A 14,735-nucleotide genomic window follows, 5' to 3' on the forward strand; every position below is an offset into this window, starting at 1 on the left:
GAAGAAAAGATCGAAATCTATCAGATAAGAAGAAAGCGAGCCTACAAACAGTTATAGCTTAGGAAATGAGCAGTAAGAGTTCAGATAGAAAACTGTGAACAGGGCTAATAGTTTTTCTAATGGGGAAGATATGGAGTGTAAAAGTAATGTGCTATTGCTTTATTTACACAAGATTGGCTCCTCTGACTGGACTCGAACCAGTGACATACGGATTAACAGTCCGCCGTTCTACCGACTGAACTACAGAGGAATCGTGTGAACGGGGCGCATCATATCCAGCTACTCTGGGAGTGTCAACGCTAAATTTTTTTCGGGGTGATAATGTACATCATTTAAACAACCTAAGTTGGGAAGCTGCTTAATTTTATTGGCTAATGAAGTGACAGCTGAAAATCCCTGCGTTAGAGCGGGGATCGACTGGTGTCCATTGGTCGCTAGATCCTCGGCTCTTAGGCTGTGTCCCTTAATTTGACAGTCGCTTTAAAAATAACCGGATAGCACCCAATTTCAACATGCTCAGGTAATTTCTGGCTGTTTTTTCCGAGCGGCTAGCGATACGATGATGCTCTTTAAGCTTGGCGAAGCAGCGTTCAACGACGTTACGTTTTTTATACAATCGAGTATCGAGTTTTCGGCGTTTATCCTGACTGGCTTTTTCATTCGACTTAAAAGGGATAACGGCTTTTATTCCTCTCATTTTCAATCTATTACGCAATGCCTGATTTGAGTATCCCTTATCAGCCAGCACCGCTTTAGGCCGCGATTTCAGGTGTCCACTTTGTCGGATTATCCCAACCCGGCCAAGCAACGTTTCGAGTATCTAAGGCAGAAAAGCGGAGTCAGCGTCGTTGAAAAATGAACCAGCAAGAAAGCTTGGCGGCGGGTGGTCGAACGGGGACATAGCTGGCTGAATCTATATCGTCGTTTGTTGACTCATTGGGAGAAAAAGCCCGAGAGCGACCAAGGGATGTTGCATTTCGCCTGTGGGCTTATTGTGTGGAATAAACCCCTATTGGGCTAATCTCTAAGCGTTCAGTTCGTGAAATAATTTTCACTTATGCTCGGTGGAGTGATTACCAATTTGCTTGTGCGTAAGCTTTGTTACTTGGTCAGTCCCGTTGTTCAAATCGATCAAAGATCTATTTGTCGCTGTGTTGCCACTTTCCAGCTACTCGAATTATTTAAAATATATTTTCTGTTTCATAGATGAGACTATAAATAGTTTCACAGATAAAACTACTTCGCAGAAAAGTAAAATTAGTATCGGCTATCACTCATTGCCACGATCGCTATCTTGACAATAATTTAACCAATTGCTAATAGTTAAGCTACATCTTAAAATAATAAACAAAGTTTAATATATGAAACTTCTTGCTGGCAGTTATGACAACGGTGCAACGGCAGATGATGAAAAAGCGATATTGCTATCATTTCAATCGGAGAGTCGCGAGATTTACAAGGATCACCCCCATGAGTGGGACATTGCCTATGGAGGTCCATCGCGGGAAGTTTTTGACTGGTTTTATTCAACGGGTGAAAATAAAGGAACAGTAGTATTTCTGCATGACGGTTATTGTCAGTTTTGTAATAAAGAAGATGTTGCTTTCATTGCCAAAAATCTGTTGTTATTCGGCTTTGATGTTGTATTAGTAGAATATACTTTGGCACCGACAGCTACGTTGGCAGATATTTGCCAGCAAATCGGTGTAGCAGTGGATGCTATCGAGCAACGTGTAAAACAGCGTGGCGGTAAGCCAGTGTATCTCAGTGCTCATTCAGCCGGTGGGCAACTGGCTGCATTCTGGCAGCACTACCGATGTGTACGCGTGTTTTTTGCTATTAGCGGGATTTTTGAATTAGAACCGTTGCTTACCACTTATGTTAATCAACAATTAAAATTAACAGCACAACAGACAGAAAACCTGAGCTTCTTGGTACGTAATATTCCTCAATCTCTTAAACCGCTAGCCTTGCTTTACGGCACAGAAGAGTTACCCGAGCTAATTGGCCAATCGGTTTATTATCATTCAGTATTGCAAGATAAAGGCTTGCTAGCGAGTTGCTGTCCTGTTAATGGTGCTAATCATTTCAGTGCGCTACAAGCCCTGTTTGCCACTGACGGTATGATGTGCCGTCAACTGCTTACTTATGGAGAAATATCTGATGCGAACAATCATTGATACGGGTTTGCCTGATATCGGCCAACCTTTTTCCTGGGCCACCAAAGGGGGGGGGATGTTATTTACCGCTCATGGACCAGTAAGACAGGATGGGACGATTGAAACGGGGGCAGCAGAAAAACAGATCACACTGACGTTTGATAATTTAGCTAAGACATTGGAGGCTGCTAATAGCCACAGTGATAATGTTTTACAGATTATTGTTTACCTGACTGATGTTAATGACGTTAAACTTCTCGATAGTATATACAAAAATTACTTTAATCACCCTTATCCTAATCGTTCAACCGTTATTGTTGAAAATCTGGTTGTACCAGGTATGAAAATAGAAGTTACCGTTATCGCGGTTGCTTAACTATTTATACTTATCATAATTCAAGTTGAACTGATATTGTTTTGACGTCTCGGTGTTTATTCGCCAATATAAGGTGATGGCTCTGCGGTGGCTTGAATTATCTAGAGTGTTTAATAAATAATATCCACCTGCTAATTCATTTAAATATGAATTAAGGATACTCTATGTTTAATCATATTCAGCCTTCCTCACCCGATCCTATTATGTCGCTAATGGAGGCGTACATGCAGGATCCTAATCCACAGAAAGTCAATTTAGGTATTGGCTTGTATTACGATCACCAAGGGAAGATCCCTTTGATGCAAGCCGTATATATTGCTGAGCAGCGTTTGCTGGAGCAACTGCGTCCGCATAGTTATCTACCTATTGAAGGCTCTGGGTTGTTTGCTAGCCAGATCCAAACGCTGTTATTTGGCGAGGAATCCACCCTCATTGCCACTGTGCAAACGGTAGGGGGGTCTGGTGCGTTGAAATTAGGTGCCGATTTCATTTATCACTTTCTATCACGCCGCGAAATCTGGGTTTCCGATCCAACTTGGGCCAACCATTGGGCAATCTTTGAAGGAGCTTGCTTAAAAGTACATACCTACCCCTATTTCGAGGACGTTTCAGGTCAACTTCGTTTTGACGCCATGATCGATACATTGTCTTCTTTGCCGGAGGGCACGGTGGTGTTACTCCATCCTTGCTGCCATAACCCGACCGGAACAGATTTAAACCAAGTGCAATGGCAGGCAGTACTTGATGTTGTGCAACAACGTCGCTTGCTGCCCTTTTTTGACATCGCTTATCAGGGCTTTGGTGATGGATTGGATGAGGATTGCTTCGCCTTGCGTGAAGTGTTGAAAAGCGATCTTGATTTTCTGGTCAGCAGCTCTTTTTCAAAGAATGTAGCGCTATATGGGCAACGTTTGGGGGGCTTATCAGTGCGCTGCAGCTCGGTGGAAACAGCCAGTCATGTGAAAGGGGCATTAAAAACCCTGATCCGTCGCAGCTACTCCTGCCCACCTGCTTACGGTAGCCAGATTGTCGAAACGATACTGGCGGACCCTCAGTTGCGTCAGCTGTGGGCTGATGAACTGGCGAACATGCGTCAACGTATTAAACAGATGCGCCTTAGTCTGTCTTCAGGTTTGGAACGGGGAGTCACTACGTTGGACTACACCCGTATTCGCGATCAAAAGGGCATGTTTAGCTATACCGGGCTGACTGAACGCCAAGTGAGCCAGTTGCGTCAGCAATACGCCATTTATCTGGTTGCCCCCGGCAGAATATGCTTGCCTGGCCTTAACCAGCGGAACGTTGACTATGTTACTGCCGCCATACTGGACGTTACCCGCGCAGCGTGAAAAAGGTGAGTAATCATGAAAGATACAAAGTGTTTTAACGAAATCGCGCAGCGACAAGGCGGGCTTAAGAAGCAGCTAACCGCAGGGCAAATGTCGATGCTAGCGATCGGCGGTGCGATTGGTACCGGTCTGTTTCTTGGCAGTGCGTATGCGATTCAGATGGCGGGGCCCAGCGTCCTGCTGAGTTATTTCATCGGTGGCGTGATAGCGCTGTTGTTGATGGGGTGCCTTGCAGAAATGACTTCAGAACACCCTACGCCAGGATCGTTTGGTGACTATGCAGAGTTTTACCTTAGCCCTCTATTTGGTTTTCTGGTGCGATACTCTTACTGGTCTTGCGTTGTGCTGGCAGTGGGGACCGAAGTCACTGCAATCGGTATGTATATGCAATTTTGGTTCCCAGGAACGCCCATCTGGACATGGGTACTGCTGTTTTCCGCAGGGGTAATTGTTATCAACGTGGTTGGGGTCAAGTCCTTTGGTCAGGTGGAATATGCACTTTCCACCATCAAGGTGGTGGCTATCTCGGCGTTTATTGTTATCGGTATCGGTATTCTGACATTTTCCGCCAATCCGACGTTTGGTCTTCGCAATTTTACCGAGAACGGTGGCTTTTTCCCATTCGGAGTCAAGGGCATGTGGTTTGCGGTGATCGTATCGATATTCAGCTACTTGAGTATTGAGATGATCGCCGTCGCGGCGGGGGAGGCTAAAAACCCGGTAGTTGCGGTAAAGGCTGCGTTTAAGGGCACGATCCTGCGGCTGTTTATTTTCTATATGATGTCTATAGCTCTAATGTTGGCCATCGTGCCGTGGCGGCAGTCTGGGACAGGAGAAAGCCCGTTCTTGGTGGCAATGAACGTGATCCATATACCTGCTGCCGCCGGGATCTTTAACTTTATCGTGCTGGTTGCCGCGTTGTCGGCCATGAACAGCCAGCTGTATATCACCACGCGTATGATGTTTTCACTGTCGCGTGCAGGCCAGGCTCCAGCGGTGCTGGGGCGGATCAGCAAGCGTGGTATCCCGGTCAATGCATTGGCACTTTCCTGCATCGGTATTGTTGTTTCCATCGTGTTGAGCATTGTCTACCCCGAAAAGTCATTTGCGGTGATGATGTCGATCTCGGTATACGGCGCTTGCTTTACTTGGTTGATGATTTTTATCACCCATCTCTCTTTCCGCCGCCACCATCAGCAGACTCACCTGAAGTTCCGCATGTGGGGGTATCCATATTTCACTCTGGTTGGAGCAATACTGATGACCGCGTTGATGGTAACGACGCTGTTCACTGACTTCTTTAGAATGACGTTGTTGTTTGGTATTCCCTTTACATTGATATTGGTGGCGATTTATTTTTATAGTTGTCAGGCGCAGGGTTCGGTTGTGAACAAAGCCCCGGTACCGGAAGTGGAGTGATGATTTGCCGAGTTTTGACCCAACTCAGGTTTCTTGAAGTTGCAGATAAGCGATAATCGAACAAAAACCGATTCGAACAGTTCTTTTCACTACTTGCATTGTGAGCCTCAAGGATGAGGCCTATGAACTCTTAATGCGGATATGGATTTTGGTACAGATATCTATACTGATAACGCTGCTTTTGTCATTGATATCATCAAGGCCGATCTAGCCTTAGGCAGACATTAGATAAGTTGCTTACTCACTTTTTAAATTAACAATTAATGAGTTCTCATCACATAAAAAGCAATGACGCTGAGCCATCCCACACTGAAGCAATGGCATAGACTAAGATGAGAAATAGCATGAAAGGGGGGTTGTTCATAGCGTTATCCTTGGTCAGAACTTAACAAGTCAATACCCATAGCTCTTCAAATCATATGGGTATTGGTCGTATCACTCGGCCCATCTATTGCTAGGCTATATCCCTTAATTGCCATAAAATGTGAGCACTGCCAGCGGTTATTTACTTACAGGGTAAGGTGTTAGTGGATACCAAAACTGAACACGTGCTTCGGAGGTTGCGAGGGTTTTTACATATGATTAAGGTTCACAACCCAGACCAGCTATCTTGGGGCCACGACAAACTGCGCTCACCTAATATGAAACATATAAAGTATAGCTTGTTTTGCTTATTGGAAATGGTAAATGTACAAAATGTATGCAAGCTGCATACGCAGAGAAAACCCAGCATTTAGGTATAAAGATGAGTCTTTGGTTTTGTCCCTTGGTTGGCCGTCGTTGAGGCTACGGTCAACCAAGGGACAAAACGAACCCAGACTGTTAGTTTCAGGCGTACTAAATCGTTAGGACAATTTTGCCGATATGCTCACTGGACTCCATTAGTGCATGAGCTTCTGCGGCTTGTATTAATGGAAATGTCTTGAAAATATGTGGTTTTATCGTACCGAGCTCTAACAATGGCCAGACATTAATTGATAAATCTGCTGCGATTTTTGCTTTGTCTGCAATGCTGCGTGTTCGCAAAGTTGAACCGGTATGGGTAAGGCGTTTATACAGTAACGGCATTAAGTTCAGCTCTTTAGCTACACCGTCTTGCGTCCCTATTTGGATGATACGCCCATCAAACGCTGCGGCCTGATAGTTTTTAGCGACGTATTCTCCGGCAATCAGATCGACAATCACATCAGCGCCTTTGCTATTGGTGACAAGTTTGGTTTGTTCGACAAAGTCTTGATTGCGATAGTTTATGGCTACATCGGCCCCTAAAGCTAGACTGGCCTGACGTTTCTCTTCTGAACCAACGGTAGTTATGATAAATGCGCCAAAAGCTTTAGCCAGCATAGTTGCTACAGTACCGATGCCGGAAGTGCCCCCGTGGATCAGGATCGTCTCCCCGGCTTTTAAATGGCCACGCTGAAAGACATTTACCCAGACGGTAAAAAAAGTCTCAGGAATCGCAGCTGCTTCAACCATGCTAAACCCTTTAGGCACCGGCAAAGCGTTACTTTCATGTACTGAACAGTATTCAGCGTAGCCACCTCCAGAGATCAACGCACAGACCTGATCGCCTGGTACATAGCGTCGGACCGCAGCGCCAACAGCAACCACAGTCCCTGCAATTTCTAACCCTGGAATATCTGATGCTCCAGGCGGAGGAGCATATTGTCCGCGGCGCTGCATGATATCTGGGCGGTTAACGCCAGAAGCGGCCACTTTTACCAGTATCTCATCCTGTAAAAGTAATGGCAGGGGGCGTTCTGCCTGAACCAGAACATCCGGTGTACCAGGATGAGTTATTTCTATGACTTTCATGCTATTAGGTAGTTGTGCATTATCTGACATGCCGTTCTCCTCATTTGGGTAAACGGGGTACTCCCGATCGTCTATAGAGATAACAGCTTTGGCACATGAACGATAGCGTAGATATGCAGAAACAGATAAATCACTGTGCTGGGTGCACATTGATTCAACTGTTTGAGGAATGAACACCCTTTTTCAGAGATAAGTAAGCAATACTGTTCTTTATGAAATTATGTTGCATTGCGACATGCCACAATCTGGTCAGTTGGAAAATTCATTGCCGTCAATATCATAAGTTAGCTAAATCTTTTTGCGGAGGCAGAATGGATCTGCGTTTTGTGAGCTAATGCGGTAACTGGTTATTTTCGACGAGAGCAGAATATAGGCAATAATGTCGATAATTTCAGCAGTTTGGGGTGAATATTGCGCAGTTGATCGAGTTTTTGCCTTTCTTAAGATAAAAAGAGTTGCTATTAGACAGCGGTCATGAGTTAATGATTCCCGGCCTGTGGTACAGACCTATTTATGCACGACATTTTGAGTAAAGTAGTTCAAATTAAAAGCGTTATCCTTGATAGCACTTCTCTGACGAATTTCCTTTCTAGTGCCTCCATAAGTAACTGATGACCGGCTATATGGCGCCCATCGTGGCTTAAATTTTTTATTGAAGGAATTAGACATGTCTAACATGATCAAAGGTCAAGTGAAGTGGTTCAACGAGTCTAAAGGTTTTGGTTTCATCACTCCTGCAGACGGTAGCAAAGATGTATTCGTACACTTCTCTGCTATCCAGGATCAAGGTTTCAAAACCCTGGCTGAAGGCCAGAACGTACAGTTCTCTATTGAGAACGGTGCTAAAGGTCCATCAGCGGCTAACGTTACCGCTATCTAATCGGCTTTTGGCTGATTAAGAAATCATCTTAGCGAATGATACTCATCCGAGTAAGAATACAGGATGGTCATTACTAAGAGATAAAAATCCGGTGATTGCTATCGCCGGATTTTTTGTCTGAAATTTGCATATGTTATAACCTCCATTTTACTTTAGTCATCTGCTTGTTTTCCTATCGATTCTAGCTCCCTAAATAACACCGTGCGAGCCTTGTCATTTTAGCTTTTGCAAAATTTCGTATGGTGGGGAATGATGAGGACTGACACGCCGTGAACACCTCCCTGAGGGCTTGTATCGTGCATCCATGCGCTCTACGGTCGACTAACCTGCATCCCCCCACCTGTAGAACTATTACGCATAGCCATTTAGGCATTAAATAAACCAGTCTTTTGTTTTGCTAAGCTTAGCGATAATTCTCCTTTAGTTGGCATTTAAGAGACAGAGGGGAAATACAGCGCAACAAGCATAGATCCACAATTAATGATGGAGTAGACCATGAATGTTAACGATCTAGTGACGGTAAAAACCGATGGCGGTCCACGCCGCGAGGGTGTGGTTTTGGCTGTAGAAGTATTCAATGAAGGAATTATGTATCTGGTGGCGTTGGAGGATTACCCTGCTGGAGTTTGGTTTTTTAATGAGATAGATAGCCGCGATGGCATTTTCGTTGAGCCTAGAGTGCTGTAAGCTCTGCCAGAAAACCTTTTGACACCACGTCCTTATCATGGTGGCGACACGTGCGTGTCGTGGGTACATCACCTAATCATAATATTGTTTGCAACAATTTTTTGAGAACAAACAGATATGTGGCTTGTGAAGTAGGTTTTGTTTTTTGTTGCGTATGTGTTAAGAAAATGGGTTATTGTCTTTTCTTGTTTCACCAACGAGAGAAAGCATTTGCCTTAAAAAAGGCGAGTGCACAATTGGAGAGAAAAGATGAATCAACGGGAATTAGAGAGTTCCATCGTGACAGATTTTTCGAAACGTATGAGCTATGGTGATTATCTATGCTTAGACCAGTTACTCGCTTGTCAGAACCCACTTTCCGATCCTCAGCATCATGATGAGATGTTATTTGTGGTTCAACATCAGACGTCGGAACTGTGGATGAAACTGATGCTACATGAATTGCAGGCCGCTAGGCTTCTGGTTCAGCAGGATAAGCTCAGTCATTGCTTTAAAATTTTGGCCAGAGTAAAACAGATCCAACGTTTGTTGTTTGAACAGTGGGCTGTTTTGGAAACGTTAACGCCGTCTGAGTATGTTGAGTTTCGTGGTGTGCTGGGAAACTCGTCGGGTTTTCAGTCCCATCAGTACCGTTCGATCGAGTTTTTACTAGGCAATAAGAATGCTGCTATGTTGGCGGTTTTTAGCGACGATGCTGAGAAGTATGCGGCACTGAAAGAGATTTTAGAAGCCCCGAGCCTGTATGATGAGTTCCTGATTTACCTCTCCCGCCATGGTCTTCCGATACCTAAGGAATGTATTGATCGTGACTGGACGCAACCCTACCAGCGTAATCCCCAACTTTTACCCGCGTTCAAGCAAATTTACGATAATCCCCAAATTTATTGGGAATCTTATGAAATGGCCGAAAAATTGGTCGATATAGAGGAAAGTTTTCATTTATGGCGTTTCCGTCATATGAAAACGGTGGAACGGATAATCGGTTTCAAGTTAGGAACAGGAGGTTCCAGTGGTGTAAGTTTCCTTAAAAAGGCGCTGGACTTAACTTTTTTCCCTGAACTATTAGATGTGCGAACCCAAATTGGTGCTTGAGGACAAGATACAGATGAACTGTAAAAGGAGATAAGTGTATGGGGTTGAGAGTTGTACAAAAATCAGCTGAGAAAGTGGTAGGATTTCGTGTTCTCGGCCCCTATGCTCAATCTGTCCCATTAGCTTGCAAATGCCTGATAGCTTGGCAAAAAAGCACAGGATGCCTTTGGGGAAATGGTTAGTCCTCAATTAGGCAGATCCAGCTGAAGTTGCCCAGAGAGATTAGGAGCCGATGTGGTATTTACGGTTGCCGAAGATTTTATATTGCAGTAAGGCAGCGAAGCGCTGTTTGTTCAGAATCTACCGGCCTGAGAGTTTGTTCTACCGTGTTCCTATCACTGATGGAGATTTCGAAACTGCCTGGAACAACTTTAACCAGAAGATATTGCCCACCAGTGGTTATCAGCCGACAGGCAATATCTGTTATGAACACTACCTTAATGATTTAGATATAGATGGTTATGATGATCTTGATATCTACCAAAAGGTGATGAAAGTCTGAGTGACAATTACCTCTATACCCAAAATAATTCGAGTTGCTTGTAGGCGGCAACTGAGTGAAGCCCCAGGAGCTTACTCAGGTAAGTGACTGGGGTGAACGAAGGCAGTCAACACCCAAGCAACTTGAAGTATGACGAGTATAGGCAGATACTGCCCTGAATATTGAATCACTCCTTAGCAACACGGATAATCAGTTTACCGAAGTTTTTACCTTGTAGCAGACCAAGAAATGCCTGAGGGGCATTTTCAAGACCGTCGACTACATCCTCGAGGAGTTTGACCTTGCCTTGGGTGACCCACTCGTCCATTTGTTTTGAAAATTCAGTAAAATGGGTAGCATAATCGTCAAAAATGATAAAGCCTTGCATTTTTATCCGCTTGCGCAGAATCAGACTTTGTAACAACGGTAAACGGTCAGGGCCATTAGGTAGACTTGTGGCGTTGTACTGAGAGATTACGCCGCACACAGGTATTCTGGCTTTGGTATTCAGCAGGGGAATAACTGCATCGAATACCAGACCCCCGACGTTTTCAAAATAGATATCTATGCCTTGCGGACATGCAAGAGCCAATTGCGTCGCAAAATTAGCTGCCTGGTGATCGATACAAGCGTCGAAACCGAGTTCATCCATCACATAACGGCATTTCTTAACACCACCAGCAACACCAATTACGCGGCAGCCTTTCAACTTGGCAATTTGCCCAACTATAGAACCTACCGCGCCACTAGCGGCGGCCACTACCACGGTTTCGCCATCTTGTGGTTTACCGATATCCAATAGTCCCATATAAGCGGTAAAACCTGGCATACCAAGGATGCCAAGTAAATGCGTTGGGTTTTCTAGTCGTTCTCCCAGATTACGAAGCCCAATACCGTCTGATAAGGCGTATTCCTGCCAGCCGAAATTGCCTAAAACCCAGTCACCCGGTTTAAAATCTGGATGTTGTGAGGACTGAACGCGGGAAACAGAACTGCCTATCATTACTTGCCCGAGCTGAAGCGGCGGCGCATAGGAGGGAGCATCACTCATACGCCCACGCATATAGGGATCAAGTGAGAGATAAATCGTACGCAGTAAAAGCTGGCCAATGGTGGGTTGAGGAATGGTGACAGTTTCCAGACGGAAGTTTTCTGCCCGCGGTTCACCATCTGGACGTGAGGCCAAAACAAAACGGCGACTACACTGTTGCTGAGACATCTGCTTCTCCTTGAAGGGGGATATAGCCTATAATTTTGAATTACATTCATTTCTAAGATGGGAAATTGAAAATGAATCTAGTATGAGTCGTAAAGCGTGTGCTTAGGCTGTTGTACTATTTACTTGCATATTGAAGAAATTTGAATATAGATAACTATATGGTCCTCATAGACAAAAACTGTTTACAGAATATGGAATTTTTACGTATTCGCGATGGCTCTAAGCCAAACGCCAGCACGAAAGTATGAACTGTATTGTCTTTAAAGCTAACTCCATTTCTGCAGTCAAATCGTTTATAATGATGTCAATACAATGCTATCTGTTCACACTACCTTGATTTAAATAAAAAATACCTATTGACTGATGGTAATAACTAGAGTTGATAATTTGGTCGTTACAATGGAACTATCAGTACATCAATACTACTTGTATTAATAAAACGTACAGCAGAGCAGGTAACTTTGTTCATCATGCTGTAACTGTGGTTGCCACAAATGACTAGGTCAAACTGTTGTTGTTGATTGGCATACGTGAGGCAATCACCGAGTTTGCCATAAATAACTCGTGTATGGCTGATGGGGTATTCAGCTCGCTGGCAAAGTTCATCCATAAATAAGCGAGTTTTCTCTTCCATCAAAACATGCATATTGTCCAACATCTGGCCAGCAAAACTGTTATAGATTTCAGGGTTGGCAATCATGCTCACCAGTGTGATCTGGCCAAGATAGGGGCGTACTATGGAAACGGCTTTTGCTACCAACTTGTGGCTGTCTGCGGCGATGGCGACCGCTACCAAAACGTTACGATATTCCATGTTCTACTCCTATTGCTCATTTATTTGCGAATGTTGGTTGCAAATATTTAACAATTCACAAAACGTGTCGTAAGCATGCTTGAATGCTGATTTTAGCGATCCGGAAAGCGGATATCTAAAAACAGTTTACATATCTGCAAATTGCAGCACGGTGCCCCGAATAAAAATCAGTATAATGAATGTGTCTTGTATCACACATTGCGGTACATTTTGAGTCTGAAGAAAATTTCGCCATCAAAGATGAAAATGATACACACGAGATAGCGAGGTATTAAAGTACCTGAGCCCACAGTGATTTAGGGATCTTGCCTAAATCAAACAATTTTCCTGAGATCAATTCTGCACGACGATGATCTGCAGCACGGTACATATTACTAATTTCTTTGTCATCAACAAGTGAGTAATTAAGCTTGTCGTACACCTTTTCCAAACTCTCTAAACTTGAACACTTACGGAATGTCATCAGATAATCGATAGTAGTTGTCATAATTAAAATATAGCCTATTAGTGGTTTAAGTTATATCCGTCATACTTCAAAATGCATGTTTGCTGGCTTTCCACGTTCATCTCGGTAACTTGACTTTTTTAAGTGCTCGTAGATTATGGATATCATTACCGAGTTTTAAGCTGTTAGCATCAACTTTAGTGCTGTTTAAATCAGTTAAACACCGATTTCGTGGCATCTTCGGCTTAATGTAACTTGAACTATTTAGGGTTTAGAGAGAAAGAAAAACACCTCAAACCTAGAAAAATAAAACACATACATGGGGTATGTAACATCGAAGGAAAAAACCAAATCACCCAAGCAGAAATAAGCCAAATGAGTTCAAAAGCTCGGAGCTAATGATAATATGTGACGCGCTTCCCAGCAATATATCTGAACATTTAAATCAACAATTAGGTATTATCTTACGATCGTCGACATGCACCTAGTTACTCGAATTTTGGTTGCCATTGTTCATCTTAGGCACTGATGTTACAGAGAATTAGCGAGTTTGCCGTTTTCTTAGAACCCGCATTATCTTGATTATAAAATTAGTATTATATCGTATGTGTTTAAGCCAGGCAGTTGGTGAGGCTAATTAGCGGTGAAGAAATGTATTCATCATTGATGGCACTAATACTTATGCCTTATAGTTACCCGCATCATTATAAATAGTCGAATCGGCAGTACCCAGATGTGGTTATTTAATTGCCAATGCAGCGATAACACCATGTATTATAAAATAAACACTTATGTTTCGTTGCGATATTATTGACCTGGAAGCTGTTGTTTTTTCTCCTTTGGCGCTAGCCATTCTTGACAAACATTTCACTGGATTGGCGGTGAAAGTGCTTGCAGAATGTGATTGTTCAGATTGACAAAGGCGGTCAATACAGTAAAGCGGATTATCAGGCTATGCTGAAACGGCGTAGTCTGGGTGGTAGTTATGAATACGAGATGCAATCGTTACATCAACGCTTGCACTGAAAGTTTTTATACTTTCTGCAGGTGGATGTGTCTATGGCGACCGCTTTTCATCCGGGAAATAATGCGAACGACTTTAACGACACGGCATGCGATTATGACGAATGACGTTGTCAACGTGCTTACAATGCCCCCGTTTATGTCCACAACAACAGGTAAGTGAAGTGTACGATGAAAAAATGGATGCTGTTAGCCTTTATTGTTAGTCATCAAGCTGTTGCTCTTTCTCCTTGCTCGCCAGACAGTCGTGTGGGGAGTTGGTGTGAAGTAAGGCTCGAAAAATTACATCCTACTCAGCCAGGAATTGGTCAACTTCAAGTGGATGTGGATCAGACTAAATTAGCCAAAAAAGGCAAAGATAAACTCGATAGTTTTTTGGAAAAAAAGGAGATCCCCGTTGTTATTTCTCCTAAAGGAGATTATTGGCTTGTTGACCGTCACCATCTCACCAAGGCTCTTTGGCAACAAGGAGTAAAAAAAGCCAGAGTCAGGATCATTGCTCGCTTGCAAGACAATGCTAATTTCTGGCAGCAGATGGAAGAGAATCATTGGGTATGGCTATATAACGAAAGGGGATTACCGGTGACTCCTGAACAGTTACCTAGCCATGTTGGTGACCTTCCGGATTATCCCTACCGTTCTTTAGCTGGTTTTTTACAGGATGAGGGGTACTTCGAAAAACATGAACAGGTCTATTTCGTTGAGTTCGCATGGGCAAGTTGGCTAGGTAAAAAAATGGGATGGTTACCCGTCAATGCTGACAACCTGACTGAGCGCCTTGAGCAGGCGAAAATACTGGCCTGTAGTTCCGAAGCGAAATCTCTTCCTGGCTATCCTGGTAAGATGTGCCAGTCCCTTGCAAAGTGAATTCTAAGTGCACATGACAAAATTTCTGGCGACCCTTCTTTCACTATCATGAGGCATGATATCCAAAGGAGGCTGGTTGGGAGGAGGGGAATGCCTCCAGATTGTTCAC

At 43.7% G+C, this 14,735-nt stretch carries 14 protein-coding genes, 1 tRNA gene and 2 pseudogenes; 11 read left to right on the top strand and 6 right to left on the bottom strand.

The annotated features are described in order from the left end of the window. Positions 1-174 precede the first annotated feature (174 nt). Both OK023_RS07715 and OK023_RS07720 read right to left on the bottom strand, forming a co-directional pair. Positions 175-250, bottom strand: a tRNA-Asn gene (locus OK023_RS07715). Between the two features lie 213 nt (positions 251-463). After that, a pseudogene (locus OK023_RS07720) lies at positions 464-814 on the bottom strand (transposase); the annotation flags it as partial. Between the two features lie 54 nt (positions 815-868). Between OK023_RS07720 and OK023_RS07725 the strand changes: the two are divergent. The 5 genes and pseudogenes from OK023_RS07725 to OK023_RS07745 all read left to right on the top strand — a co-directional run. Continuing rightward, positions 869-1,021 (top strand): annotated as a pseudogene (locus OK023_RS07725) (IS5/IS1182 family transposase); the annotation flags it as partial. A 340-nt stretch (positions 1,022-1,361) separates the two neighbouring features. After that, the gene (locus OK023_RS07730; protein ID WP_317696576.1) at positions 1,362-2,180 is read left to right on the top strand and encodes an alpha/beta hydrolase; all 819 of its coding nucleotides are present in this window, start codon (positions 1,362-1,364) and stop codon (positions 2,178-2,180) included. Next, positions 2,164-2,535, top strand: coding sequence for a RidA family protein (locus OK023_RS07735; protein ID WP_317696578.1), 372 nt, complete (start codon positions 2,164-2,166; stop codon positions 2,533-2,535). Before OK023_RS07730 ends, OK023_RS07735 begins: the two co-directional genes overlap by 17 nt. 164 nt (positions 2,536-2,699) lie before the next feature. Beyond that, on the top strand, positions 2,700-3,884 hold the full coding sequence (locus tag OK023_RS07740; protein WP_317696580.1) for an amino acid aminotransferase: 1,185 nt from the start codon (positions 2,700-2,702) through the stop codon (positions 3,882-3,884). Positions 3,885-3,899: 15 nt separating this feature from the next. Then, entirely contained in the window at positions 3,900-5,303 is a 1,404-nt protein-coding gene (locus tag OK023_RS07745) for an amino acid permease (protein WP_317696583.1), read from the top strand. An 837-nt stretch (positions 5,304-6,140) separates the two neighbouring features. Here OK023_RS07745 and OK023_RS07750 read toward each other — a convergent pair. Further along, positions 6,141-7,148 (bottom strand): NAD(P)H-quinone oxidoreductase, encoded by a 1,008-nt coding sequence (locus OK023_RS07750; RefSeq protein ID WP_317696585.1) that lies wholly within the window; start codon positions 7,146-7,148, stop codon positions 6,141-6,143. A 637-nt stretch (positions 7,149-7,785) separates the two neighbouring features. On the opposite strand from OK023_RS07750, the gene cspE reads away from it, so the two are divergent. From cspE to OK023_RS07770, 4 genes are all read left to right on the top strand, one after another. Next, a complete protein-coding gene (cspE, locus tag OK023_RS07755; RefSeq protein ID WP_004946278.1) occupies positions 7,786-7,998 on the top strand; it encodes a transcription antiterminator/RNA stability regulator CspE in 213 nt (70 codons plus the stop codon). A gap of 495 nt (positions 7,999-8,493) precedes the next feature. Further along, positions 8,494-8,685 carry a protein DsrB gene (gene dsrB, locus OK023_RS07760; protein ID WP_317696602.1) on the top strand — a complete coding sequence of 64 codons (192 nt, stop codon included), beginning with the start codon at positions 8,494-8,496 and terminating at the stop codon, positions 8,683-8,685. A gap of 249 nt (positions 8,686-8,934) precedes the next feature. Further along, entirely contained in the window at positions 8,935-9,777 is an 843-nt protein-coding gene (kynA, locus tag OK023_RS07765) for a tryptophan 2,3-dioxygenase (protein WP_317696605.1), read from the top strand. A 289-nt stretch (positions 9,778-10,066) separates the two neighbouring features. Continuing rightward, a complete protein-coding gene (locus OK023_RS07770; RefSeq protein ID WP_317696608.1) occupies positions 10,067-10,279 on the top strand; it encodes a hypothetical protein in 213 nt (70 codons plus the stop codon). Between the two features lie 166 nt (positions 10,280-10,445). On the opposite strand, the gene OK023_RS07775 is transcribed toward OK023_RS07770, so the two are convergent. The 3 genes from OK023_RS07775 to ydgT form a co-directional block, all read right to left on the bottom strand. Then, the gene (locus OK023_RS07775) at positions 10,446-11,477 is read right to left on the bottom strand and encodes an NADP-dependent oxidoreductase (protein ID WP_317696611.1); all 1,032 of its coding nucleotides are present in this window, start codon (positions 11,475-11,477) and stop codon (positions 10,446-10,448) included. Positions 11,478-11,871: 394 nt separating this feature from the next. Further along, positions 11,872-12,291 carry a universal stress protein UspC gene (gene uspC, locus OK023_RS07780; protein WP_317696613.1) on the bottom strand — a complete coding sequence of 140 codons (420 nt, stop codon included), beginning with the start codon at positions 12,289-12,291 and terminating at the stop codon, positions 11,872-11,874. 271 nt (positions 12,292-12,562) lie between these two features. Further along, positions 12,563-12,778, bottom strand: a complete 216-nt coding sequence (ydgT, locus tag OK023_RS07785; protein ID WP_317696615.1) for a transcription modulator YdgT — start codon at positions 12,776-12,778, stop codon at positions 12,563-12,565. Between the two features lie 849 nt (positions 12,779-13,627). On the opposite strand from ydgT, the gene OK023_RS07790 reads away from it, so the two are divergent. Then, the gene (locus OK023_RS07790) at positions 13,628-13,762 is read left to right on the top strand and encodes a hypothetical protein (protein WP_317696618.1); all 135 of its coding nucleotides are present in this window, start codon (positions 13,628-13,630) and stop codon (positions 13,760-13,762) included. A 168-nt stretch (positions 13,763-13,930) separates the two neighbouring features. Continuing rightward, complete coding sequence (locus tag OK023_RS07795) at positions 13,931-14,626, top strand: ParB-like protein (RefSeq protein ID WP_317696620.1); 696 nt, start codon at positions 13,931-13,933, stop codon at positions 14,624-14,626. Positions 14,627-14,735: the final 109 nt, after the last annotated feature.

It is taken from the genome of Serratia sp. UGAL515B_01, assembly GCF_033095805.1.
Classification (GTDB): domain Bacteria; phylum Pseudomonadota; class Gammaproteobacteria; order Enterobacterales; family Enterobacteriaceae; genus Chania.

Excerpts from the sequence above, each read along its gene's own strand:
- OK023_RS07775 (WP_317696611.1), bottom strand. The coding sequence starts at position 11,477 with ATGTCTCAGCAACAGTGTAGTCGCCGTTTTGTTTTGGCCTCACGTCCA.
- OK023_RS07745 (WP_317696583.1), top strand. The coding sequence starts at position 3,900 with ATGAAAGATACAAAGTGTTTTAACGAAATCGCGCAGCGACAAGGCGGG.
- OK023_RS07795 (WP_317696620.1), top strand. The coding sequence starts at position 13,931 with ATGAAAAAATGGATGCTGTTAGCCTTTATTGTTAGTCATCAAGCTGTT.
- uspC (WP_317696613.1), bottom strand. The coding sequence starts at position 12,291 with ATGGAATATCGTAACGTTTTGGTAGCGGTCGCCATCGCCGCAGACAGC.
- OK023_RS07750 (WP_317696585.1), bottom strand. The coding sequence starts at position 7,148 with ATGTCAGATAATGCACAACTACCTAATAGCATGAAAGTCATAGAAATA.
- kynA (WP_317696605.1), top strand. The coding sequence starts at position 8,935 with ATGAATCAACGGGAATTAGAGAGTTCCATCGTGACAGATTTTTCGAAA.
- OK023_RS07740 (WP_317696580.1), top strand. The coding sequence starts at position 2,700 with ATGTTTAATCATATTCAGCCTTCCTCACCCGATCCTATTATGTCGCTA.
- OK023_RS07735 (WP_317696578.1), top strand. The coding sequence starts at position 2,164 with ATGCGAACAATCATTGATACGGGTTTGCCTGATATCGGCCAACCTTTT.
- ydgT (WP_317696615.1), bottom strand. The coding sequence starts at position 12,778 with ATGACAACTACTATCGATTATCTGATGACATTCCGTAAGTGTTCAAGT.
- cspE (WP_004946278.1), top strand. The coding sequence starts at position 7,786 with ATGTCTAACATGATCAAAGGTCAAGTGAAGTGGTTCAACGAGTCTAAA.
- OK023_RS07730 (WP_317696576.1), top strand. The coding sequence starts at position 1,362 with ATGAAACTTCTTGCTGGCAGTTATGACAACGGTGCAACGGCAGATGAT.
- dsrB (WP_317696602.1), top strand. The coding sequence starts at position 8,494 with ATGAATGTTAACGATCTAGTGACGGTAAAAACCGATGGCGGTCCACGC.